General features: G+C 69.1%; 19 protein-coding genes. 5 read left to right on the top strand and 14 right to left on the bottom strand.

Going from position 1 to position 20,607, the window contains the following annotated elements; translation table 11 throughout:
• Positions 1–63 precede the first annotated feature (63 nt).
• The gene (locus CXY76_RS02155; RefSeq protein WP_104162628.1) at positions 64–1,002 is read left to right on the top strand and encodes a phosphodiesterase; all 939 of its coding nucleotides are present in this window, start codon (positions 64–66) and stop codon (positions 1,000–1,002) included.
• Here CXY76_RS02155 and CXY76_RS02150 read toward each other — a convergent pair.
• The 3 genes from CXY76_RS02150 to CXY76_RS02140 form a co-directional block, all read right to left on the bottom strand.
• Complete coding sequence (locus CXY76_RS02150; protein ID WP_104162627.1) at positions 932–2,749, bottom strand: stealth family protein; 1,818 nt, start codon at positions 2,747–2,749, stop codon at positions 932–934. The two genes, CXY76_RS02155 and CXY76_RS02150, sit on opposite strands and share 71 nt — an antisense overlap.
• A 272-nt stretch (positions 2,750–3,021) precedes the next feature.
• Positions 3,022–3,450, bottom strand: coding sequence for a DUF1761 domain-containing protein (locus CXY76_RS02145; protein ID WP_104162626.1), 429 nt, complete (start codon positions 3,448–3,450; stop codon positions 3,022–3,024).
• Positions 3,451–3,646: 196 nt separating this feature from the next.
• On the bottom strand, positions 3,647–5,494 hold the full coding sequence (locus tag CXY76_RS02140; protein ID WP_104162625.1) for a thioredoxin domain-containing protein: 1,848 nt from the start codon (positions 5,492–5,494) through the stop codon (positions 3,647–3,649).
• Positions 5,495–5,769: 275 nt separating this feature from the next.
• Between CXY76_RS02140 and CXY76_RS02135 the strand changes: the two genes are divergently transcribed.
• Entirely contained in the window at positions 5,770–5,991 is a 222-nt protein-coding gene (locus CXY76_RS02135) for a PLDc N-terminal domain-containing protein (protein ID WP_104162624.1), read from the top strand.
• 65 nt (positions 5,992–6,056) lie between these two features.
• Positions 6,057–6,785: a hypothetical protein gene (locus CXY76_RS02130; protein ID WP_146073338.1), complete on the top strand. Its 729-nt coding sequence runs from the start codon at positions 6,057–6,059 to the stop codon at positions 6,783–6,785.
• A gap of 183 nt (positions 6,786–6,968) precedes the next feature.
• On the opposite strand, the gene pnuC is transcribed toward CXY76_RS02130, so the two are convergent.
• From pnuC to CXY76_RS02095, 7 genes are all read right to left on the bottom strand, one after another.
• The gene (pnuC, locus tag CXY76_RS02125) at positions 6,969–7,664 is read right to left on the bottom strand and encodes a nicotinamide riboside transporter PnuC (protein WP_369826047.1); all 696 of its coding nucleotides are present in this window, start codon (positions 7,662–7,664) and stop codon (positions 6,969–6,971) included.
• 60 nt (positions 7,665–7,724) lie between these two features.
• A complete protein-coding gene (msuE, locus tag CXY76_RS02120) occupies positions 7,725–8,306 on the bottom strand; it encodes an FMN reductase (protein WP_104162621.1) in 582 nt (193 codons plus the stop codon).
• Between the two features lie 188 nt (positions 8,307–8,494).
• Complete coding sequence (locus tag CXY76_RS02115) at positions 8,495–9,328, bottom strand: aldo/keto reductase (protein WP_104162620.1); 834 nt, start codon at positions 9,326–9,328, stop codon at positions 8,495–8,497.
• A gap of 190 nt (positions 9,329–9,518) precedes the next feature.
• Complete coding sequence (locus CXY76_RS02110; protein ID WP_233199514.1) at positions 9,519–10,346, bottom strand: ABC transporter permease; 828 nt, start codon at positions 10,344–10,346, stop codon at positions 9,519–9,521.
• A complete protein-coding gene (locus tag CXY76_RS02105) occupies positions 10,343–11,302 on the bottom strand; it encodes an ABC transporter ATP-binding protein (RefSeq protein WP_104162619.1) in 960 nt (319 codons plus the stop codon). Before CXY76_RS02105 ends, CXY76_RS02110 begins: the two co-directional genes overlap by 4 nt.
• Complete coding sequence (locus tag CXY76_RS02100; RefSeq protein WP_199190174.1) at positions 11,299–11,601, bottom strand: transcriptional regulator; 303 nt, start codon at positions 11,599–11,601, stop codon at positions 11,299–11,301. The genes CXY76_RS02105 and CXY76_RS02100 overlap by 4 nt, the downstream gene beginning before the upstream one ends.
• Positions 11,598–12,245, bottom strand: coding sequence for a hypothetical protein (locus CXY76_RS02095; protein ID WP_104162618.1), 648 nt, complete (start codon positions 12,243–12,245; stop codon positions 11,598–11,600). Before CXY76_RS02095 ends, CXY76_RS02100 begins: the two co-directional genes overlap by 4 nt.
• 86 nt (positions 12,246–12,331) lie before the next feature.
• On the opposite strand from CXY76_RS02095, the gene hrpA reads away from it, so the two are divergent.
• Positions 12,332–16,324: an ATP-dependent RNA helicase HrpA gene (gene hrpA, locus CXY76_RS02090; protein WP_104162617.1), complete on the top strand. Its 3,993-nt coding sequence runs from the start codon at positions 12,332–12,334 to the stop codon at positions 16,322–16,324.
• Between the two features lie 312 nt (positions 16,325–16,636).
• On the opposite strand, the gene CXY76_RS02085 is transcribed toward hrpA, so the two are convergent.
• Complete coding sequence (locus CXY76_RS02085; RefSeq protein ID WP_104162616.1) at positions 16,637–17,107, bottom strand: MarR family winged helix-turn-helix transcriptional regulator; 471 nt, start codon at positions 17,105–17,107, stop codon at positions 16,637–16,639.
• 133 nt (positions 17,108–17,240) lie between these two features.
• On the opposite strand from CXY76_RS02085, the gene CXY76_RS02080 reads away from it, so the two are divergent.
• Complete coding sequence (locus tag CXY76_RS02080) at positions 17,241–17,618, top strand: DoxX family protein (RefSeq protein ID WP_104162615.1); 378 nt, start codon at positions 17,241–17,243, stop codon at positions 17,616–17,618.
• Positions 17,619–17,688: 70 nt separating this feature from the next.
• On the opposite strand, the gene CXY76_RS02075 is transcribed toward CXY76_RS02080, so the two are convergent.
• From CXY76_RS02075 to CXY76_RS02065, 3 genes are read right to left on the bottom strand one after another with little or no spacing between them, the layout of a single operon-like run.
• A complete protein-coding gene (locus CXY76_RS02075) occupies positions 17,689–18,441 on the bottom strand; it encodes an amino acid ABC transporter ATP-binding protein (RefSeq protein ID WP_146073340.1) in 753 nt (250 codons plus the stop codon).
• A 41-nt stretch (positions 18,442–18,482) separates the two neighbouring features.
• Positions 18,483–19,526, bottom strand: a complete 1,044-nt coding sequence (locus tag CXY76_RS02070; RefSeq protein ID WP_104162613.1) for an amino acid ABC transporter permease — start codon at positions 19,524–19,526, stop codon at positions 18,483–18,485.
• A gap of 3 nt (positions 19,527–19,529) precedes the next feature.
• Entirely contained in the window at positions 19,530–20,426 is an 897-nt protein-coding gene (locus CXY76_RS02065) for an ABC transporter substrate-binding protein (protein ID WP_104162612.1), read from the bottom strand.
• Positions 20,427–20,607: the final 181 nt, after the last annotated feature.

The raw sequence follows: 20,607 nt of genomic DNA, 5'->3' as shown, positions 1-20,607 counted from the left end.
GTTTTGTAGCATCCGCAGCGTAATCCCCGTAAAGTGCCTAAGTACCAAACGAATGGAAGCTCCGTGAGCATTCGAACGGCCGAATACCCCAGGCCGGATTATTTCCTTCTCCACCTCAGCGACACGCACCTGCTCGCAGACGGCAACCGTCTCTACGGCAGCGTGGACAGTGCCGCACACGTGCAGCGGTTGGTCGCGGATGTCGAGGCATCCGGCGGCAGGCCCGACGCGATCATCATCACCGGCGACCTCGCCGACAAGGGTGAGCCGCATGCCTACGCACAGCTGCGCGGCATCGTCGAACCCGCGGCGGAGCGACTCGGCGCGAAGGTGATCTGGGTGATGGGCAACCATGACAACCGGGCGAACTTCCGCACCGAGCTGCTCGGTGAGGATCCCAGTCAGGCACCCATCGACCACGTTGACTTTGTCGGCGGCCTGCGCATCATCACCCTGGACACCTCGGTGCCCGGCAGCCACTACGGCGAGATCACCGAGCGTCAGCTCGAGTGGCTCAGCCTGCAGCTGAGCGTTCCCGCGCCGGACGGCACCATCCTGGCCATGCACCACCCGCCGGTGCCGAGCATGCTCGACCTGTCGGTGGCGGTGGAGCTGCGCGATCAGGCCAGCCTCGCGCGGGTGCTGCGCGGCACGGATGTGCGCAGCATCCTGGCCGGACACCTGCATTACTCGTCCACCGCCACGTTCGCGGGCATCCCGGTGTCGGTGGCGTCGGCCACCTGCTACACCCAGGACCTCAACGTTCCCGTCGGCGGCACCCGCGGCCGCGACGGCGCGCGGGCGTTCAACCTCGTGCATGTCTACGCCGACACCGTGCTGCACTCGGTGGTGCCGCTGGGCGAGTTCGAGCCGCTGGACTACATCGACGCCGCCGAAAGCGCCCGTCGCCTGGCCGCCTCCGGCATCGAGATCATGCCTGCGGGGAGTCTGCCCGCATACCGGGAGCCGCCAATGACCAGGCCGATCCAGGTTCTGCGCTGACGTCGCCGTTTCCCAGGCCGAGGGCACTCTCGATGAGGGTGTCCTCGCCGTGGTGGCTGGCCGCGATGACGCTTTCGCGTTCCCACGGGGCCACGATCGGGAAGTAACGCTCGAGGAAGTCGGTCACGGCCTCGGTGCGTACCTCGTCGCTGATCTCGGGGAAGCTGCCGTCGTTGAGGCAGAACATGTCCTGGTCGCGGCGCTTGAGCAGCTTGTTCATCTGGCGTAGCGCCAGCTTGAGCGTCGTTTCGACGTACAACGACCGAACCTGGGTCTGCTCCACGGCCCGCCCGGTGGCCAGCGCGTAGTAGTGGTACAGCGAGTTGGTGACCGAGATGTCGGTGGCCGAGCGGAACCGGCTGGCCATGGTGCGCCGGAAGTCCTCGGGGAACTCGGCCTCCAGGTCGGCCATGACGCTCTTCCGCAGCGGTGCCGGGGTGTGCTCGAGGTGCCGGGTGGTGACCTTGCCGAAGCGTTCGCGCAGCAGCGCCCGGTTCACCCGCGCGGCGTTCTCGAATCCGCTGCGGCTGGGGTCGTTGTCGCCCAGGCCGATGCGGGTCGCCGCCTCGACGAACTTGGTGATGCCGCCGGGTGAGAAGAACAGCTCCGGTCCCACCGGACGGCCGAAGAACATGTCGTCGTTGGAGTAGATGAAGTGCTCGGCGATGCCCGGGATGTGGTGCAGCTGGCTCTCCACGGCGTGCGAATTGTGGGTGGGCAGCACGGAGACATCCGGGAAGAAGTCCTCGCTGTTCATGATGGTCACCCGCGGGTGGTCGACCAGCCATTCGGGGGCGGGCGAGTCGGTGGCGATGAAGATCCGGCGCACCCACGGCGCGAACATGTAGACGCTGCGCAGCGCGTACTTGAGTTCGTCGATCTGGCGGAAGCGGGCATCCGAATCGTCGCCGGAGCCGGCGACGTAGCCACTCATGCGCAGGGCACGGGCCTTCTGGAAGTCGCTGGAGGAACCGTCGACCCAGGAGAAGACCAGGTCGATGTCGAAGCTGATGTCGCTGACGAGGTCGTCGAACATGTTCTGCAGGGTGCGCCAGGTGCGGCCGAAGAGTTCGACGGTGGTCTCGCGGGCCTCGGAGCGGGGCAGCCGGCGGCGCATGAGGGCGTTCTCGACGGGGGCGACGATCTCGTCTTCGCCGAAGCGCCACAGTTCAAGCTGGAACGCGGTCTCGGCGCCGTAGCGGAGCCGGCCGATGGGTTCGATGCGCGGCTGGTAGACCCTGAAGACGTCGGAGCTGCGCAGGGCGGCGAGGGCGCCGTCGGCGGCGAGGGCCGGGCGGGCGAGGTCGCCGTCGAGGGGCTTGAGGTAGAAGGGCGTGTTGGCGAAGGCCTCGGCCAGAACGCGGCTGATCTTCTTGCGACGCTTGCGGTTCACGGCGATGACCGGACGGTCGTGGTCGCCGCGCACCAGCAGGTAGTCGATACCCGCGGTGTCGAGGGCGTCTGCCAGGGCGAGAAGGTCGCTGACCCGGGACTCGTGCGGGGTGAAGTGACCGTTGATCAGGGCGATCTCGCCCTTCCGCACGACCACGTCATCGCGGTCGAAACGGCGGGTGCGGTCGTCGAGGGTGCGCAGCACCAGCTCGGGTTCGCTGCTCAGCGAGAGGATGGGAATGGACGCGGTGTCCGGGGCCGGTTCGTCGACCGGGCTCGGAGGTGCCTCGGAGAAGCCACTTCCGGCAGCGCTGCGGGAGTGTCGGGTGGAATCGGTGCGGTCAAAGCGTGCCATGGTCCTCCTTGGAGAAAATACGTGGAGTGGTAAACGGATGCAGGGCTCACTGCGGGTGCGAAGCCATTGTGCGGGAAATGCGACGGGCGATCTGCGCAGGGCGGGCATCGATGCACCAGGCCCCGGAGTTTGCGCCCGGATCTCCCGGGCATCCACGCACCGGTCCGGGCGGGCAAAGGGCCCGCTGGGAATAGTGACGTTGGTCTAGTGTACGTCGCCGGGGCGGCCGGGGCGTGACCCGCGCCGCCGGGCGGGTGCGGCGTGCTCCCGCGTCAGGCGGCGCTGATGCCGAACAGGCCGATGATGAGGGCCATCACCACGATGGTGACCAGCTCGTGGGCGAGGTTGAGCGCGGTGAGGCCCCAGGGCCGGCGATCGAACGCATCGTGGGTGATCATCCGGGCGGCGGTGAAACCGGCCCAGAGGATGACACCGGTGAGCAGGGTGTTGGCCAGGAAGTTGCCGCCGTAGAAGTTCTGCGCGATGGCCGCCGCACCGGCGAGCACCCACGCCGTGATGAAGCTCACGATGATCGTGACGACGATGGCCCGGGTGGCACCGGACTGCATGGTCTGATCGGTGTGCCCGACCGCCTTCATCCAGTAGCGGCCGAACACCGGCTTGGCGTACCAGATCGAACCGATGACCATGCTCGAGACTGTGGCGAGCAGTACGGCCCAGATGTTCACTTCGGGGATCACGGTGGTCTCCTTCCGCCGGGCGAAGGTGCCGCCGGGTCGCTCCGATGCTACTGCGGTCGGGTCCGTCGGCGGCGGATGTGGGCGCTCGAGTCGCGCAGCAGCAGCATCCGGCGAGATGACAGTTCGGGCCCTGTGCGAGGCCTGCCATGGGCCTCAACTGGCAACTCACAGGCGCGGCACGGGCGGATGGCGCGGGTCAGGTGAGGGCGGCGGCATCCGTGCTGGGCAGGCGGCAGACGAAGTCGCGGCAGAGGTATGCGGTGGGCAGGCCGTCGCGGGTCGTGCGGTCGGCGAACAGCTCGAAGCCGGCCGCGGTGAAGGCGGCGCCCTGCCCCTCGGTGACCACGGCGACGACCCCGGTGCGACGCCGTGCTGCGTCGAGCAGGGCCGGACCGTCCGGGCCCGCAACGTCCGGGGTTCCATCGGGGGTGACGACGACGAGTTGCTCCACCGGCGAGGTGAGTCCGTTGACGAGCCGGAGGGCGGCGCCGAAGGCGAGGGGGTTGGTGTCGCCGGCGCCGACCAGCCGCACCATCGCGGCCGTGGCCGCGTCGCGGTAACGGCCGGCTCCGGTGAGCAGGTGCAGCCGCCAGGCCGCCGCGGCGATGGCCGAGAGCCCGGACGGGTAGGCACCCTCCGAGGGGTCGGTGGCGAGGTCGAGGCCCTGGGCCGTGAGCACCGGGTCGGCGCCCTCCGGGGCGGCGACGGTCACGCCGTCGCCGGGTATTGCCCGGTCGATGAGCTCCCGGGCCGCGAGCGCGAACCGCACCTCTCCGGTGGCGGTGGCGAGCTCGAGCAGGCCGCCGGCGAACATGCCGTAGTCCTCCAGCGTCGCGACCGCGGGCGAGAGGCGCCCGTCGATGGATGCCCGCACCAGGGCGCCGTCGGCGCGGCGGTGCGACTCGAGCAGCCGGTCGGCCGCGCGGCGGGCCAGGTGCAGCGCGGCCTCGTCGGCGAAGGCGTGCCCCGCCAGGGCGAGGGCCCCGATGGCCAGCCCGTTCCAGCCGGTGAGCACCTTGGCGTCCAGGGCCGGCGGGGCCTGGTCGCGGCGCGCATCTTCGTCGAGGGCGTAGTAGCCGCCCTCCACCCGCAGACCGTCGACGGTGCTCTCCGAGTCCTGGGCGCTGGCGAAGCCGCCGTCGGGCAACTGCAGCACCGCGCCGAGAAACCCCACGATCCCCTCGGCGACGATGCGGGCCCAACGTTCGCCGGTGAGCATCCACGCCCGGGTGTATAGCTCGAGCAGTTGCGCGTTGTCGTAGAGCATCCGTTCGTAGTGCGGGTCGCTCCAGTCGCGGTTGACCGCGTAGCGGAAGAAGCCGCCCTCGATTGGGTCGCGCAGCGGCGACGCGCCCATGCGCTTGAGGGTGCGCAGGGCCAGCTCACGGCTGTCGGCGCGGTCGAGCAGCAGGCCCAGGGTCGGCGCGGCGGGAAACTTGGGGGCGCCGCCGAAGCCGCCGAAGACGGGATCCTCGGCCGTGGCCAGCCGGGCGACGACGTCGGCGAGTCTGGCCTGGTCGGGCAGCTCCCCCGCACCCGCGGGCACCGCCTGGGCGAGCGCCTCTGCCAGGCCCGCCGCACTGTCTTCCACGGCGTCCCGCCGGCTGGTCCAGGCATCCGTGACGGCGTTGAGCACCTCACGAAACGCCGGATGCCCGGGCATCGGCGTTGGCGGCGAATAGGTGCCGGCGTAGAACGGCCGGCCGGCCGGGGTGACGAACACGTTCAGCGGCCAGCCGAGGTTCTGGGTGAACGCACCGGCGGCGGCGAGGTAGCTGGCGTCGACATCCGGATGCTCTTCCCGGTCGACCTTGATGCTCACGAAGTGCTCGTTGAGGTACTCGGCGAGCGCCGGATCGCTGAAGCTCTCGCGGGCCATCACGTGGCACCAGTGGCAGGTGGCGTAACCGATCGACACCAGAACCGGCACATCCCGGTCGCGGGCTTCGGCGAAGGCGGCCTCGCTCCAGGGCTGCCAGTCGACCGGGTTGTCGGCGTGCGAGCACAGATACGGGCTGATGGCGTCGGCGAGGCGATTCGGCATGGCTCCATTGTGACCCGGCAATCTCCGTTCCGGCTGGTCGTGGCGATATCCAAGCGCGCGGCCGCCACGGCGAGTTGCCGCATAATTTCCCCCTCGCGCCGCCTGACAGGGGCATCCGACGCAACTCGACGCTCCGCCCCACGGCGACATGCCGCATAGTGCCCCGTCGGAGCGCGGAACGGGGCACATTGCGGCAACTCGCGCGCCACGACTCGTCTGCGGAGGCTTGCCGAGCCGATGGGCGGCTGTGAGACTGGAAGCGACGAAGGGGCACGATGGATCTCTGGGCACTGTTGCTGGGCATCGGCACGATTGCCCTGCTCGCCGCGGCCGTTCTCATGGTCTTCGGTTCGCTCTTTCGCACCCCGATGTCGGGCACCGAGCGCGCGATCTGGGTGCTGATCATCCTGATGTTCCCGGTTCTGGGCGCCTTCGTATGGATGTCGTGGGGCCAGGACTCCTTTCGCCGCCGGATCGTCGAACCGCCGCGGCGCTGACCGGACGCCTCTCTCCGTCATCCGCCCATGAGCACCCACCGCCGTCCCGTGACCGTCTGCATCGCATGACCGAGCGCACGATGACCCCGGCCGAGGCTGCGGCGCTCCTCGAGGTCGCGGTCGATGCCGAGCTGGAGCAGGTGGAGCGGGCGTTCAGGTTCCAGGCCCAACGCTCGCACCCCGACCTGTTGACCGCCCCGAGCCCGGCCGAGCTTGCCGCGGCGGCGGCCCGGTTCGACCGGATCACCCAGGCGCGGGCCGTGCTGCGTGAGGTCGAGGCCGATCGGATGCGCCGCTTCCCTGGATCCGCCGGGCGCCCGGCGCCCGACGGTGCGGGTTCCGGATCGGGCTCGGACTCCCCCTGGTTCGGCACCGGCCCGGCACCGCGCCGCACCGAACGGGCCGCCCCGCCGGGTTGGGCGGCCGACGAGCCGTACCAACCGGCGGAGCCCGCCGGCCCGTGGCTGTTCTGGGTGTGGACGGTGCTCTATGCGCTGGCCGCCGTGATCTCGGTCATCGGCGGGCCGCTCCCCCAGTCTCCGGCCGACCTGTGGCTGCGGCTGGTGCCGCTGGGGCTGGCATCCGTTGCCTTCGCCCGAACCGGTCGCACCCCTTATCTGGTGATCGTGCTGATCCTGGGCGCCGCGACGGCGGTGCTCACGGTGATGTTCGCCTCGTTCGGCCCTCTGGTGGCGCTGCAGTTGCTCATCGCGCCGGTGCTGGGGCTGGTGGCCCTCGGCCGGCCCAGGCAGCTCCGGCGCCGGTCACCCGCCCCGCCGCGCCCCGCCGGCTGACCGTCCCGACGGCACCCAAGCACCCGCGAAAGCTCGCGAAAGCGGCCATATGGTCACTTCGCCCCAGCCGAGGCAACCACACGGCCGCTCTCGCGGAAGGACGACCTCGCGAAAGCGGTGTTCTGGCTACCTCAGCCGCACCAGGCAACCACACGGCCGCTTTCGCGGGCGCGAAGGGTGGGATCAGGCCAGGGCCCGCTCCACGAGCGCGCGGCGGCGTTGCACCCGGGTCCAGATCACGAAGCCGGTGATGGTGAACGCGCCATAGAAGAGGTACAGGATCGCCGAGGCGTAGTAGCCGGCGCTGATCAGCAGGGGCACCCCCACGATGTCCACGGCCACCCAGATCAGCCAGAACTCGGTCCAGCCGCGGGCCATGCCGTAGGTGGCCAGCAGGGAGCCGGTGAAGATCCAGGCGTCGGCCCAGACCGGTTCGAACGAGCCCAGCGCCCGGAAGATCGGCGTGAGCACCAACGTGCCCACGACGAGGCCCACCCCCAGGCCGATGCGGGCGCGGGCGCCGGCCCAGTGCGGGGCCACGGCGACGGTACCGACGGAGCGGCTGCGCGACCACTGCACCCAGCCGTAGATCGACACGATGATGAACATCACCTGGCGGCCGGCCTGGCCGAGCAGGTTCACCGGGTTGGGCGTGCCGAAGACGGCGCCGAGGAACACCGTGAACAGCAGGGCGTTGCCGATGATGCCCACCGGCCAGGCCCAGATCTTGCGGCGCATCCCGCCGACGGCGCTGGCGATGCCGAAGACGTTGCCGATGATTTCGCGCCAGAGGATCGTCTGGCTGCCGATCTGCAGCTGGGCGTCGAAAAGCCAATCGATCAGGGACACAAGGATACTTCTCTCCCGGATGGGTCGCATCCGTGCACGTCCCAATGTAAGGCGTTCGGGCGCGGGTCTATTCCGTGGGCGCCCGCAGCATCACCAGACGATGGCGGCGGAGTCCGCCGAGAGGATGGCCGGCAGGCTGGCCCGCACCAGCGGCAGCCCGCGGCGGATGGCCTGGTCGATGCGCTCACTGAGCTCGGCGTTGGTCACCCTGTAGTCGGTGAAGTCGGAGTCCTTGGCGTACACCCCCAACGGCAGGGTGAGCGCCTGGAAGAAGCTGAACAGCGGCCGGAACTGGTGCTCGAGGATCAGCGCGTGCCGGTCGCTGCCGCCGGTCGCAGCCAGCAGCACCGGCTTGTCCACGAGCGAGTACTGCTCGACGAAGTCGAAGACGTGCTTGAACAGTCCGGTGAACGAGGCCCGGTACACCGGGGACGCCACGATGAGCAGGTCGGCGCCCTCGATGCGCCGCAGGTCGGCTTCGGCCGCGGCGGAGAGCTCGTCGCGGCGGAGAGCCCCGCTGAACTCGCGGCCGACCCGGCTCAGCTCGATCAGGTGAACGGTGATCGAGAGCTCGCGTTCGAGCGCGTCGAGGATCGCGCGCACCAGGGCGGTGGTCTTCGAGGGCGAGTGCAGGCTGCCGGAGACGGCGACGACGTTCAGGGTGTACGACATGTTCCGACGCTAAATGCCCCCGCCGGATGCCGCCAGCCGTGCCGACACACGGCGTAAGACGGTGGATGGCCCGGCGCAGGCCGCATCCGCCGCCGCACGTGGGCACAGAGCACCTCGCCCAGATGCCGCAAACGGCCCCGTCCGACGTGCGGAAGGGGCCGTTGGCGGCAACTCGACAACCGGTGCGGCTAGTTGACCTCGTTGGGGTGCGCGCTGACGCGGCCGCCGCGCTCGAGCGCCGAGATGGTGGCGAGCTCGGTGTGGCTGAGCTCGAAGTCGAAGACATCGAAGTTCTCGATCATGCGCTCACGGCGGTTGGACTTGGGGAAGACGATGTTGCCGGTCTGCAGGTGCCAGCGGATGATCACCTGTGCGGGCGTCTTGCCGTGCGCCTCGGCCGCGGTGGTGACCACGCCCTCCTCCAGCAGCGGGTACTTGCCCTGACCGAGCGGGCCCCAGGCCTCGATGTGGATGCCGTGCTCGCGGGCGAACGCCGTGATCTCGGCCTGCTGGTAGGCGGGGTGCAGCTCGATCTGGTTGACCGCCGGCACGACGTCGGTCTCGGTGAGCAGGCGCTCCAGGTGCGGCACCAGGAAGTTCGAGACGCCGATCGAGCGGGCCCGACCGGACTCGCGGATCTTCGCGAGCGTCTTCCAGCTCTCCACGAACTTGTCGTTCGCCGGTGCCGGCCAGTGGATGAGGTACAGGTCGACGTAGTCCAGACCGAGCTTCTCCAGGCTCTCATCGAACGCATCCAGCGCCGACTGGGTGCCCTGCTTGTCGTTCCACAGCTTGGTGGTCACGAACAGTTCCGACCGGTCGATGCCGGACGACGCCAGGGCCTGCCCGACACCCTCCTCGTTGCCGTAGACGGCGGCGGTGTCGATGTGACGGTAGCCCACCTCGAGGGCGTCGGTGACGATGCGGGTGGTCTCGGTCGGGTCGACCTTGAAGACCCCGAAGCCGAGCTGCGGGATGGTGTGGCCGTCGTTCAGGGTGATGGTGGGTACGGATTTCGTCATCCACTGAGCCTAGGGACCCGCCACGGCCCGCGCACGTCAGGCATGCCGAGAGCGTAATCCGCGGCCGCCCGCCGTCGAGACCCACTTCGCTGGTCGAGCTTGTCGAGACCCGGTGACCGTGCCTGCGTTCAGGGGACGGCTCACGAGGTTTCGACAAGCTCAACCAGCGAGATGGCGCGACCTCTCAGACCTAGCGGTAGCGGCGACCCTCGTCGCGGCGGAAGAGCAGCAGGGCCAGGGCGAAGGTCGCCGCGGTCCAGACCAGGATGCCGATCCACACCCACGGCTCCAGCTCGCCGCCCTGCACGGCCCAGATCACGAACTCCCGGGCCTGCCGGGAGGGCAGGAACTTCGACAGGGTGTCGAGCCAGTCCGCGAAGAGGTAGGGCGGCAGGAACAGCCCGCCCGCGAATGCCAGGGCGAACATCACGATCTGCACCACCGCGATCGCGGCCTTGGACGACATCGAGTAGCCGATCGAGATGCCGATGAACATGAACGGCAGCGCCGAGATTCCCAGCGCGACCAGGCCGGTCAGCACCCGCGGCACCGTCACATCGGCGGCGGTGAACAGCGCTCCGATCGCGATGACCGGCAGGATCGACACCAGCCCCATCAGCCCGGTGGAGAACACCTGGCCGAGCACCCGGGCGATGCCGGGCGCCGGCAGGGTGCGCAGGTACGGGTCCCAGGGCTGTTCCCGGTTGGCCGAGATGGTGAGGCCGAAGCTGAACAGCGAGTTGGACATCAGCGCGAACACGCTCAGCGCGATCACCGCCTGGGTGGCGAACTCCGGGTTGTCGGCCACGGTGCGCTGGGGCACCACGAAGAACAGCAGCGACAGTCCGGGGAATACCAGCGCCCCGATGACGGCGGCCGGGATGCGGAACGTCTCGACCAGGTTGATCCGGGCGTGCAGCAGCGTGAGGGCCAGGATGCCCGTGCGGCCGCCAAGAGCCGACCGGCGGCCGGGCGTGCCGGGAGCGGTGCCGGCCGGGGTTGGAGTCAGGGTGCTCATCGGTTCATCTCCTTCTGGGCGGCACGGGTGCTCGAGGAGCCCTCGGCGCGGGATGGCGACGGCGCGGCGGGGGCATCCGTCGCCCCGGTGAGGGTGAGGAACGCCTCTTCGAGGGTGGCGCCGCGCACGGTGAGGTCGGAAAACGGAATGCCGGAGCGCACCAGCTCGACGATCAGCCGGTCGCTGTCGTTGGCGTAGAAGGTGGTGCTGCCGTCGTCGCCGACGTCGCGGCCCACCACGCCGGGCAACCCGCTGACCCGGTCGGCCTGGGCGGTGACCAGGCGCACCTGCCGCAGCGACACCTGGTTGATCACGGCGGCCACGGTGTCGTCGGCGATCACCCGGCCGTGCCCCATCACCACGACCCGTTCGGCGAGCGCCTCGATCTCCTCGAGGTAGTGGCTGGTCACCACGACGGTGGCGCCGCGCTCGTGCTGGCGCCGCACCGCATCCCACAGGGTGCGGCGGGCATCCACGTCCAGGCCGGTGGTGGGTTCGTCGAGCAGCACCAGCCGCGGCTGGCCCACGAACGCGAGCGCCACGCTGAGCCGGCGCTTCTGGCCGCCGGAGAGCGCGCCGGTCTGCCGTTTGAGCAACTCCCCCAGGCCGAACTCCTCGGCCACGGCCGCGGTACTCAGCGGCTCCTCGAAGTGCCGGCCCACGAAGTCGATCACCTCGCCCACCCGCAGTGTCGGCGGCAGCGCGGTCTCCTGCGGGGTGCCGCCGAGCTTCTGGCGCATCCGGTAGTCGCCCGGCGACCCGCCGAACAGGGTCACCGTGCCGCTGCTGGGCCGGCGCAGGCCCTGCAGCATCGTGAGCACGGTGGACTTGCCCGCGCCGTTGGGCCCGAGCAGGCCCAGGATGCTGCCGGAGTGGATGTCGAGGCTGACGTCATCGACGGCGAGCACGTCGCCGAAGCGGCGGGTGACGTGATCGAGCCGGGCCAGAACTGTCATGCGGATTCTCCCAACAGCCCGCGCAGGGCTTCTCGGTAGTCTTCGAACGCGCGCCGGCCGGTGCGCGACAGGGCCAGGTAGGTGACCGGGCTGCGGCCCTGGTGGGACTTGACGACGTCAACATAGCCCGCGTCTTCGAGCTTGCGCAGGTGGGTGGAGAGGTTGCCGGCGGTCATGCCGAGCAGCTCCTGCAGCCGGGGAAAGGCGATCTGGTCGCCCACCGGCAGGGTGGCGAGCGTGGCAGTGATCTTGAGGCGGGCGGATGCGTGGATCACCGGGTCGAGTTCGTCCACGGTCATCGCCCCGATCGGCGCCGCACCTGCAGGGTGACGGCGGCGGTCAGGAACGCGCCACCCACCCCGATGGCCAGGACGAGGTCGTTGCCGGGCGACCCGGCGAACGAGGATGCCGCGCCGACCGCGAGAAGCACCAGGCCGAGCACCAGCTGGGAAATGTCGCGCCAGAGCGCGGCGCCGCCGAGGTAAATGGTGCCGCACATCAGTGCGTAGGCGGCCGGGAAGTAGAGGTTGGCGAGTTCGGGCGAGAGGCCCTGGCTGATCAGGCCGGTGCCGAGCACCGCGAACGCGGTGCCGCAGGCCGTCCAGGAGAGGCCGTAAACCGCCCCGGAGAAGACCGAGGCACCGCGCACGCCCCGGTTGATGCGCACGCCGAGCACGGCGGACGCCACGATCGAAGCCACCAGCATCACGATGAACAGCGGCGTGGCCACGTAGGCCGGGATGGTGAACCAGGGGTTGCCGTCGACGTCGCCCGACCAGAGGGCGAGGAAGCCGACCAACCAGGTGACGCCCCAGATGAAGTACATCCAGATCACCGGGGTCTGTTGGGCGTTCAGCACCTGCCGCTGCTGCGCCTCGAGCAGGGCAAGGGTGGTCCGCGGGTCGCCCAGCGGTTCGTCGGTATCCGGCGTCCGGTTTGTCATGTGTACTTTGTAACACAAACTACTTTGCACCACAACGGTTTGCGCCGAAGTGGTGCGACCGCTGGAGGCAATACGATGGAGGGCTAATGATTCCCGTGAAAATCACCTTCCCGCCCGAGTTGCCGATCAGCCAGCGCCGCGACGACATCGCGCGCGCCATCCGCGACAACCAGGTCGTGATCGTGGCGGGGTCGACGGGGTCGGGCAAGACCACCCAGCTGCCCAAGATCTGCCTGGAGCTCGGCCGGGAGTCGATCGGCCACACCCAGCCGCGCCGGCTCGCCGCGCGCACCATCGCCGAGCGCATCGCCGAGGAACTCGGCCAGGAGGTGGGCGAACTCGTCGGCTACCAGGTGCGCTTCACCGACCGGGTCGGCGTGAACACCCGCATCAAGCTGATGACCGACGGCATCCTGCTCAACGAGATCCACCGCGACCGGATGCTGCGCAAGTACGACACCATCATCATCGACGAGGCGCACGAGCGCAGCCTCAACATCGACTTCCTGCTCGGCTACCTGCAGCAGCTGCTCCCCCAGCGACCCGAGCTCAAGCTCATCATCACCTCCGCGACCATCGACCCGGCCAGCTTCGCGAAGCATTTCGCGGCCGCCGACGGCACCCCGGCGCCCATCATCGAGGTCTCCGGCCGCACCTATCCCGTCGAGATCCGTTATCGCCCGCTCGTGGCCGAGGCCGCGATCGACGACGAGGACGAGATCGCGGATGCCGCGCCCAGCGTGGACCGCGACTACATCGAGGGCATCTCCGCGGCGCTCGACGAGCTCGAGCAGGAGTCCAACGGCGACGTGCTGGTGTTCCTCTCCGGCGAGACCGAGATCCGCGACGCGGCCGACGCCCTGCAGGGCAAGTTCGCCGGCGGGGGCCGCACCAGCCCTACCGAGGTGCTGCCGCTCTACGGCCGGCTGTCCTCCGCCGACCAGCACAAGGTGTTCCAGCCCTCCACCGTGGCCGGGGTGCGGCGCCGCATCGTGTTGGCCACCAACGTGGCCGAGACCAGCCTCACCGTGCCGGGCATCCGGTACGTCATCGACGCCGGCACCGCCCGCATCAGCCGGTACAGCGTGCGCTCGAAGGTGCAGCGGCTGCCGATCGAGGCCATCGCGCAGGCCTCCGCCAACCAGCGCTCGGGCCGCAGCGGCCGCACCAGCGACGGCATCGCCATCCGCCTGTATAGCGAAGAGGACTTCACCCGCCGGCCCGAGTACACCGAGCCGGAGATCCTGCGCACCAACCTGGCCGCGGTGATCCTGCAGATGATCTCGTTGGGCCTGGGCGACATCGCCCAGTTCCCGTTCCTCACTCCGCCGGACTCCCGCAACATCAAGGACGGCCTCGACCTGCTCACCGAGCTCGGTGCGGTCAAAGCCACCGTGGCGCCGACGGGCACGCCCACCGAAGACCCGAGCCAGGCCGCCGGCGCCGGCGCTCGGTCCGGCGGGCGCGGTCGCGGCGGCGGCGGTCGCGGACCCCAGGGCGGCCGGATGGCCGTCACGGCCGGCACGCACACCCTCACCCGGGTGGGCCAACAGCTCGCCCAGCTGCCCATCGACCCGCGCTTCGGCCGCATGGTGATCGAGTCCAAGGTGCAGGGCACCAGCCGCGAGGTGATGGCCATCGTCGCCGGGCTCACCATCCAGGACGTGCGCGAGCGGCCGCTCGAGCGCCGCGGCTCCGCCGACGAGAAGCACGCCAGGTTCGCCGACCCCACCAGCGATTTCCTGTCGCTGCTCAACCTCTGGAACTATCTCGAGAACCAGCAGAAGGAGCTCGGCTCCAGCGCCTTCCGGCGGCTGTGCAAGAACGAGTACCTCAACTACCTGCGCGTGCGCGAGTGGCAGGACGTCTACAAGCAGCTCCGCCAGCTGGCCAAACCGCTGGGCCTGCACATCGGCGACCCGAGCGTGAACCCCGACGGCATCCACCGGTCGATGCTCTCCGGCCTGCTCTCGCACATCGGCCTGAAGGACGTGGCCAAGAAGGACTACATCGGCGCGAGGCAACAGCGCTTCGTGCTGTTCCCCGGCTCGGCGCTGGCCAAGAAGCAGCCCAACGCCGTGATGAGCGCCGAGCTGGTGGAGACCAGCCGGCTGTTCGCCCGGATGAACGCCGTCGTCGACCCGGCCTGGGCCGAACAGCTGGCCGGTGACCTCTGCAAGCGCTCGTATTCCGAGCCGCACTGGGAGAAGAAGCAGGGCGCCGTGGTCGCCTACGAGCGGGTCACCCTCTACGGGGTGCCGATCGTGCCCCGCCGCCGGGTGCAGTTCTCCAGGGTGGACCCGGCCTACGCCCGGGAGCTGTTCATCCGACACGCCCTCGTCGACGGCGAGTGGGACCTGGACCGCGTCGACCAGCGCGTCACCGCGTTCGACCGGGCCAACACTGCCCTCCGCAAGGAGCTCGCCGAGCTCGAGGAGCGCACCCGGCGCCGCGACATCCTCTTCGACGACGAGGCCGTCTTCGAGTTCTACCACCGCCGCATTCCGGCCGACGTGCACAGCACGCGCACCTTCGAGACCTGGTGGCGCGTCGCCCGCGCCGAAACGCCCGACCTGCTCACCATGACCGCCGAGGCGCTCGTGCCCGAGGATGCACCCGAGATCGACGAGTCGCTGTTTCCGCCGACCTGGCAGCAGCGCGACCAACGGTTCGCGCTGAGCTACCGGTTCGAGCCCGGCGAGGAGGACGACGGCGTGACCGTGCAGATTCCCCTCGCGCTGCTCGCCCGGGTCTCCCCCACCGGTTTCGACTGGCAGGTTCCGGGCCTCCGCGCTGACCTGGTCACCTCGCTGATCAAGTCGCTACCTAAGGCCATCCGCCGCAACGTCGTGCCCGCCGCCGACTGGGCCGTGCGCCTGCTCGCCGAGCTGCCGGAAGCCCCGGGTGTCGTGCGCTCGTCGGTCGAGCCTGTCGAGACCTCGCGAGCCAACGGGTCGCTGGTCGAGCCTGTCGAGACCTCCTTCGCCGAAACCCTCGCCGCCCTCATCCAGCGCCTCACCTACGTGCCCGTCACCGTGCGCGACTTCGACCTGTCCCGGGTGCCCGCGCACCTGCGGATGACCTTCCGGGTCGTCGACGAACGCGGCCGCGCCGTCGCCTCCGGCAAGGACCTGACCGAGCTGCAGCGCCGCCTGGGCAACAAGGTGCGCGAGTCCGTCGCCAAGGCCTCCGCGGCCACTCCCAAGAACGCCATCGAGCGCAGCGGCCTCACCACCTGGGACTTCATCGAGCTGCCCCGTTTCATCGACACCAAGCAGGGTGACAACACCATCCGCGGCTACCCCACCCTGGTCGACGACGGCACCTCGGTGAGCATCCGCATGATGAGCACCGCCGAGGAGCAGGCCCGCACCCTGCCCGGCGGCGTGCGCCGCCTGCTGTTGCTCGCCACCGCGTCACCGGTGGCGTACGTGCAGCAGCACCTCAAGGGCGGCGAGAAGCTCTCGCTGGCCACCAGCCCGTACCGCTCCACCCAGGCGTTGTTCGACGACTGCCTCGCGGCCGCCGTCGACGACGTGCTCTACAGGGTGCGACCCGACGGTCAGGTGTTCATGAAGGCCGAGTTCGACACCATCCGTGACCGGGTCTCCGGCGTCGTGATGGACTCGATGTTCGAGACCGTCGGGCTCGTCGCCCGCATTCTCACGGCGTCCCGGGCCGCCGACAAGGCGCTCAAGGCCTCCACCAGCATGGCCCTGCTGGCCGCGCTCACGGATGCCCGGGAGCAGCTGAACGGGCTGGTCTACCCGGGGTTCGTCAGCGCCACCGGCCTGGCCCAGCTGCGGCATCTGCCGCGCTACCTCGGCGGCATCAGCGCCCGCATCGACAAGCTTCTCGATAACCCCAACCGCGACCGGGTCTGGATGAACGAGGTGCAGTCGGCCACGGCCCGCTTCGCCGACGCGGGCGGGCGCATCCCGCTACCGGCGGAGGCCGCGCCCAACCTGGTGCGCGCCCGCTGGATGATCGAGGAGCTGCGCATCAGCCTCTTCGCCCAGGAGCTGCGCGCCGCCGAGTCGGTCTCCCTTCAGCGCATCCAGAAGGTCCTCGTCTCCTAGCGCGTCCCGCGAGATCTCGACAAGCTCGATCAACGAAATGGTCGCGACCCACACGCTTGTCGACGCCGTGCTGAGCCTGTCGAAGTAAACCCCGCAACAAACGCGCGGTCGCGCCCCACACGCTGGTCGAGCTTGTCGAGACCCTGCGACATACGCGCGGTCGCGCCCCGTCCGCTGGTCGAGCTTGTCGAGACCCGGTGACCCTGCCCCCGTTCAGAGGACGCCTCACGAGATCTCGACAAGCTCGATCAACGGAGATGGGCGCGTTCCGCGGGCCGACTCACGAAATCGCGAGACGCTCGATCGGCGAGGTTAGGTGTCGCAGGCGGCGTGGTCGTCGGGGTGCGCGAGGGCGCGGGCGATCTCGTTGAGGGAGAGCACCTGGGCGGGGGTGAGACGGTCGAAGATCAGCCTCCGCACCTGGGACACATGCCCCGGGGCCGCGGCAACGAGCTTCGCCAGGCCCGATTCGGTGAGGGTCGCCAGCACCGCTCGACGGTCATCCGGCGCCATCTCGCGGGTCACGTAACCGGCGGCCTCCAGCCGGGCCACGATGCGTGACAGCCGCGACTGCGAGGTGCTGGCGGATGTCGCGAGCTCGCTCATCCGCATGCAGTGGTCGTCCCGTTCGGAGAGCATCACCAGCACCATGTAGTCCGCCATGGCGAGATCCGAGTCGCGCTGCAACTGGGAGTCGAGCGCCGTCGGCAGCAGGAAGAGCACCCCGGCGAGGGCCTTCCACGCATCCAGCTCGTCGGCGTTCAGCCACTGCGGTTCGTCCATGCCCCCACCCTACCGATAATTACTTGACGCAGAAAGTAGTTCACGCTAGTTTATTTGACGCGGCAACTACTTCCGCCGCAATCATCGTCGTGTTCGGCGTCTTCCGGGGCCGGCATCAACACAGGAGTCCCCCATGAACATCGCCATCTGGATCATCACCGCCCTGCTCGCCGTCGCCTTCATCGGCGCCGGCGTGATGAAGGTCGCGCAGCCGCGCGCCAAACTCGCCGCCAACGGCATGGCCTGGACCAACGACTACTCGGATGCCGGCGTCAAGCTCGTCGGCCTCGCCGAACTGCTCGGCGGCATCGGCCTGATCCTGCCCGCGGTCACCGGCATCGCCCCGATCCTGGTGCCGATCGCGGCGGCGGCCCTCACTGTGATCATGATCGGCGCCGTCGTCTGGCACGTGCGCGCCGGCGACGGTGCCAAGGAGACCATGCCCAGCGTGATCCTCGGCGCGCTGGCCCTCGTCGTGGCCATCACCCGTTTCGGCCCCTGGGCGTTCTAGCCCGCGAACTGTGAGAAAAGCCCCAAAAACTCGACGTTTTTGGGGCTTTTCTCACGGTTCGCGTGGAGGGTTAGAGCACCTTGGAGAGGAACGCCTGCGTGCGGGCGTGACGCGGGTTGGCCAGAACCTCCGAGGGGAGGCCGGACTCGACCACAACACCGGCGTCCATGAACACCAGGGAGTCGGCGACCTCGCGGGCGAAGCCCATCTCGTGGGTCACCACGATCATGGTCATGCCCTCCTTGGCCAGGCCCTTCATCACGTCGAGCACTTCGCCGACGAGTTCGGGGTCCAGCGCGCTGGTGGGCTCGTCGAAGAGCATCAGCTTGGGCTCCATCGCCAGCGCCCGGGCGATCGCCACCCGCTGCTGCTGGCCGCCGGAGAGGTGCGCCGGGTAGTAGTCGGCCCGGTCGGCCAGGCCCACCCGGGCCAGCAGGTCGCGAGCGGTCGACTCCACCTTCGCCTTGGGCAGTCCCTTGACCCGCAGCGGCGCTTCCATCACGTTCTGCAGCGCGGTCATGTGCGGGAACAGGTTGAACCGCTGGAACACCATACCGATGTCCCGGCGCTGCTTCGAGGCTTCCTTGGGCGCCATCTCGTACAGCTTGCCGTTGGACTCGCGGTAGCCGATCAGCTCGCCGTCCACACTCAGCCGCCCGGCCGAGAGCACCTCGAGGTGGTTGATGCAGCGCAGGAACGTGGACTTGCCGGACCCGCTCGGCCCGACCAGGCACATCACCTCGCCGCGCTTGACCTCGAGGGTGATGCCCTTGAGCACCTGATTCGAGCCGAAGCTCTTGGTGACCTGCTCGGCCAGCACCATCGGCACGTCAACGGATGTCGCGGCCCTCGCTGTCGTCGCGCTCATCGTGCTCCTCCGTCGCCGGTCGTGCCCGGTGCATCCGTTTTCGGCGGCAGCACCACGGTGGGCTGTCCCGCCCCGACCACGGGTACGACACCGGTGATGGCGCCCGTGGTGGGAGCCGCCGGGTCGCTCTTGTCGGTCTGCCGGTCGCCCACCCCGCGGGAGAAGCGCTTCTCGAGGAAGTACTGGCCCACCATCAGGATCGAGGTGAAGAACAGGTACCAGATCGACGCAACGATCAGCAGCGGGATCGGGTTGAAGGTCTCCGCCGAGATGTCTCGCGATCTCGTGAACAGCTCCAGGCTGAACGGCACCGCGGTGACCAGGGAGGTGGTTTTCAGCATCGAGATCACCTCGTTGCCGGTCGGCGGGATGATCACCCGCATCGACTGCGGCAGGATGACCCGGGTCATCGTCTGCGACCAGCTCATGCCCAGGGCGACGGAGGCTTCTTCCTGACCCTTGTCGACCGAGAGCAGACCGGCACGCACGATCTCAGCCATGTACGCGGCCTCGTTCAGGGCCAGGCCGATGACGGCCAGGGTGAAGGTGTTCAGCGCCGCGTTGGTGCTGAACGAGATCCACGGCGTCATGAACGGCAGGCCGATGTCGATGCTCGTGTAGATCAGCGAGATCAGGCCCCAGATGGTGAGCTGCACGTACACCGGAGTGCCGCGGAAGATCCAGAGGTAGAACCACGCCACGGCCTTGACCACCGGGTTGGGTGAAAGCCGCATCACGGCCAGGATCACGCCGAGGATGATCGCGATCACCATCGAGAAGACCGTCAGTTCGATCGTCACCAGGGCGGCCATCGAGATGCGCCGGTCGAAGAGGTACTTGCCCACCGCCGGCCAGTCGTACGCCGGACGGAACGCCGCGTCGATGACGAAGAACGCGAAGATCGCCACGAGCAGCACGGCGAACACCATGCGCCATGGGTGTCGCAGCCGGATGGCCTTGATCGGCTCCGACGTGGGTGGTGCGTCGCTCGGCGGCGGGGTCGAGCCCGCCGCCGGGCCGTACGGGTGCGTGGCACTCACGGGTTAACCGTTCGCGCCCGCGTTGATTGTGATCTCGTCGATGCCGCCGTCGGCGACGCCCCACTCGTCGAGGATTGCCTGGTAGCTGCCGTCGTCGACCATGGACTGCAGCGCGGCCTGCACGGCCACGGTGAGCTCGGAACCCTTGGCGACGACCATGCCGTACGGGGCCACGTCGAAGGTCTCGCCGGCGAGCTGCAGCTTGTCGCCGGTCTGGGCGATCGCGTACAGCGTGACCGGGGAGTCGGCGCTGAGCGCGTCGGCCTGGCCGAGGACGACGGCGTTGGTGGCGGCATCCTGGGTGTCGAACTTGAGCTTGTCGATCGGGGGCTTGCCGGCCGCCACACACGCGTCACTCTTGGCGGGCACCTCGTCGGTGTCCTCGAAGGTGGTGGCCTGCACGGCAACCTTCAGGCCGCAGGCGTTGTTGGGGTCGACATCCTTACCCGCCGCTGAGGCCCACTGGATGCCCGCGGTGTAGTAGTTGACGAAGTCGACCTGCTGCTGCCGCTCGACGGTGTCGGTGAAGGAGGACGAGCCGATGTCGGCCTTGCCGCCGGTGACGCTGGGGATGATGTTGTCGAACTTGGCGACCTGGAACTTCGGTTCGAGGCCGAGCTTGGCGGCGATGCCACTGGCGATCTCCACGCCCCAGCCGATCGGGTCGCCGGCCTCGTCCTTGAACTCGTTCGGCGCGTAGGTCGGGTCGGTGCCGATGACCAGGGTGCCCGTGTCGGCGACCTCGGCGGGGACCAGGGCCGCTGCCGCGTCGTCGACCGCGATCGTGGGGGTGCTGCTGGTCTCGGAGCCGCTGGTCGCGGGCGTCGAGTTGTCGACGCAGCCGGTGAGCATCAGCGCAGCAGCGGCAGCGAGGGCGGGGAGTACGTATCTAACGCGCATGGCACGACCTTCTTCATTAGGGCGTCGAGGGTTCGATTCGACTGAATGGCAGTGAACGGTACGACTGCAGTGAGCCTAATACACCCCTGCTCCGGGGGAATGGTCTGGCGATATCGGTTCGGGAACAGCCCAAACGACGCCCGCCAAGGCTAGCGGGTTCCGCGATGTAGTCGCCGATGCC

This window comes from Cryobacterium sp. N22 (genome assembly GCF_002929555.1).
Taxonomy (GTDB): Bacteria; Actinomycetota; Actinomycetes; order Actinomycetales; family Microbacteriaceae; genus Cryobacterium.
Note: the sequence above shows the minus strand (reverse complement) of the source record. Positions and strands in the feature narration are given on the sequence as shown.

Bases quoted from the DNA above. Each gene is read 5' to 3' on its own strand.
- CXY76_RS02150 (WP_104162627.1), bottom strand. From the start codon at position 2,749: ATGGCACGCTTTGACCGCACCGATTCCACCCGACACTCCCGCAGCGCT.
- CXY76_RS02140 (WP_104162625.1), bottom strand. From the start codon at position 5,494: ATGCCGAATCGCCTCGCCGACGCCATCAGCCCGTATCTGTGCTCGCAC.
- CXY76_RS02135 (WP_104162624.1), top strand. From the start codon at position 5,770: ATGGATCTCTGGGCACTGTTGCTGGGCATCGGCACGATTGCCCTGCTC.
- CXY76_RS02130 (WP_146073338.1), top strand. From the start codon at position 6,057: ATGACCGAGCGCACGATGACCCCGGCCGAGGCTGCGGCGCTCCTCGAG.
- pnuC (WP_369826047.1), bottom strand. From the start codon at position 7,664: ATGCGACCCATCCGGGAGAGAAGTATCCTTGTGTCCCTGATCGATTGG.
- msuE (WP_104162621.1), bottom strand. From the start codon at position 8,306: ATGTCGTACACCCTGAACGTCGTCGCCGTCTCCGGCAGCCTGCACTCG.
- CXY76_RS02115 (WP_104162620.1), bottom strand. From the start codon at position 9,328: ATGACGAAATCCGTACCCACCATCACCCTGAACGACGGCCACACCATC.
- CXY76_RS02110 (WP_233199514.1), bottom strand. From the start codon at position 10,346: ATGAGCACCCTGACTCCAACCCCGGCCGGCACCGCTCCCGGCACGCCC.
- CXY76_RS02105 (WP_104162619.1), bottom strand. From the start codon at position 11,302: ATGACAGTTCTGGCCCGGCTCGATCACGTCACCCGCCGCTTCGGCGAC.
- CXY76_RS02100 (WP_199190174.1), bottom strand. From the start codon at position 11,601: ATGACCGTGGACGAACTCGACCCGGTGATCCACGCATCCGCCCGCCTC.
- CXY76_RS02095 (WP_104162618.1), bottom strand. From the start codon at position 12,245: ATGACAAACCGGACGCCGGATACCGACGAACCGCTGGGCGACCCGCGG.
- hrpA (WP_104162617.1), top strand. From the start codon at position 12,332: ATGATTCCCGTGAAAATCACCTTCCCGCCCGAGTTGCCGATCAGCCAG.
- CXY76_RS02085 (WP_104162616.1), bottom strand. From the start codon at position 17,107: ATGGACGAACCGCAGTGGCTGAACGCCGACGAGCTGGATGCGTGGAAG.
- CXY76_RS02080 (WP_104162615.1), top strand. From the start codon at position 17,241: ATGAACATCGCCATCTGGATCATCACCGCCCTGCTCGCCGTCGCCTTC.
- CXY76_RS02075 (WP_146073340.1), bottom strand. From the start codon at position 18,441: ATGGTGCTGGCCGAGCAGGTCACCAAGAGCTTCGGCTCGAATCAGGTG.
- CXY76_RS02065 (WP_104162612.1), bottom strand. From the start codon at position 20,426: ATGCGCGTTAGATACGTACTCCCCGCCCTCGCTGCCGCTGCTGCGCTG.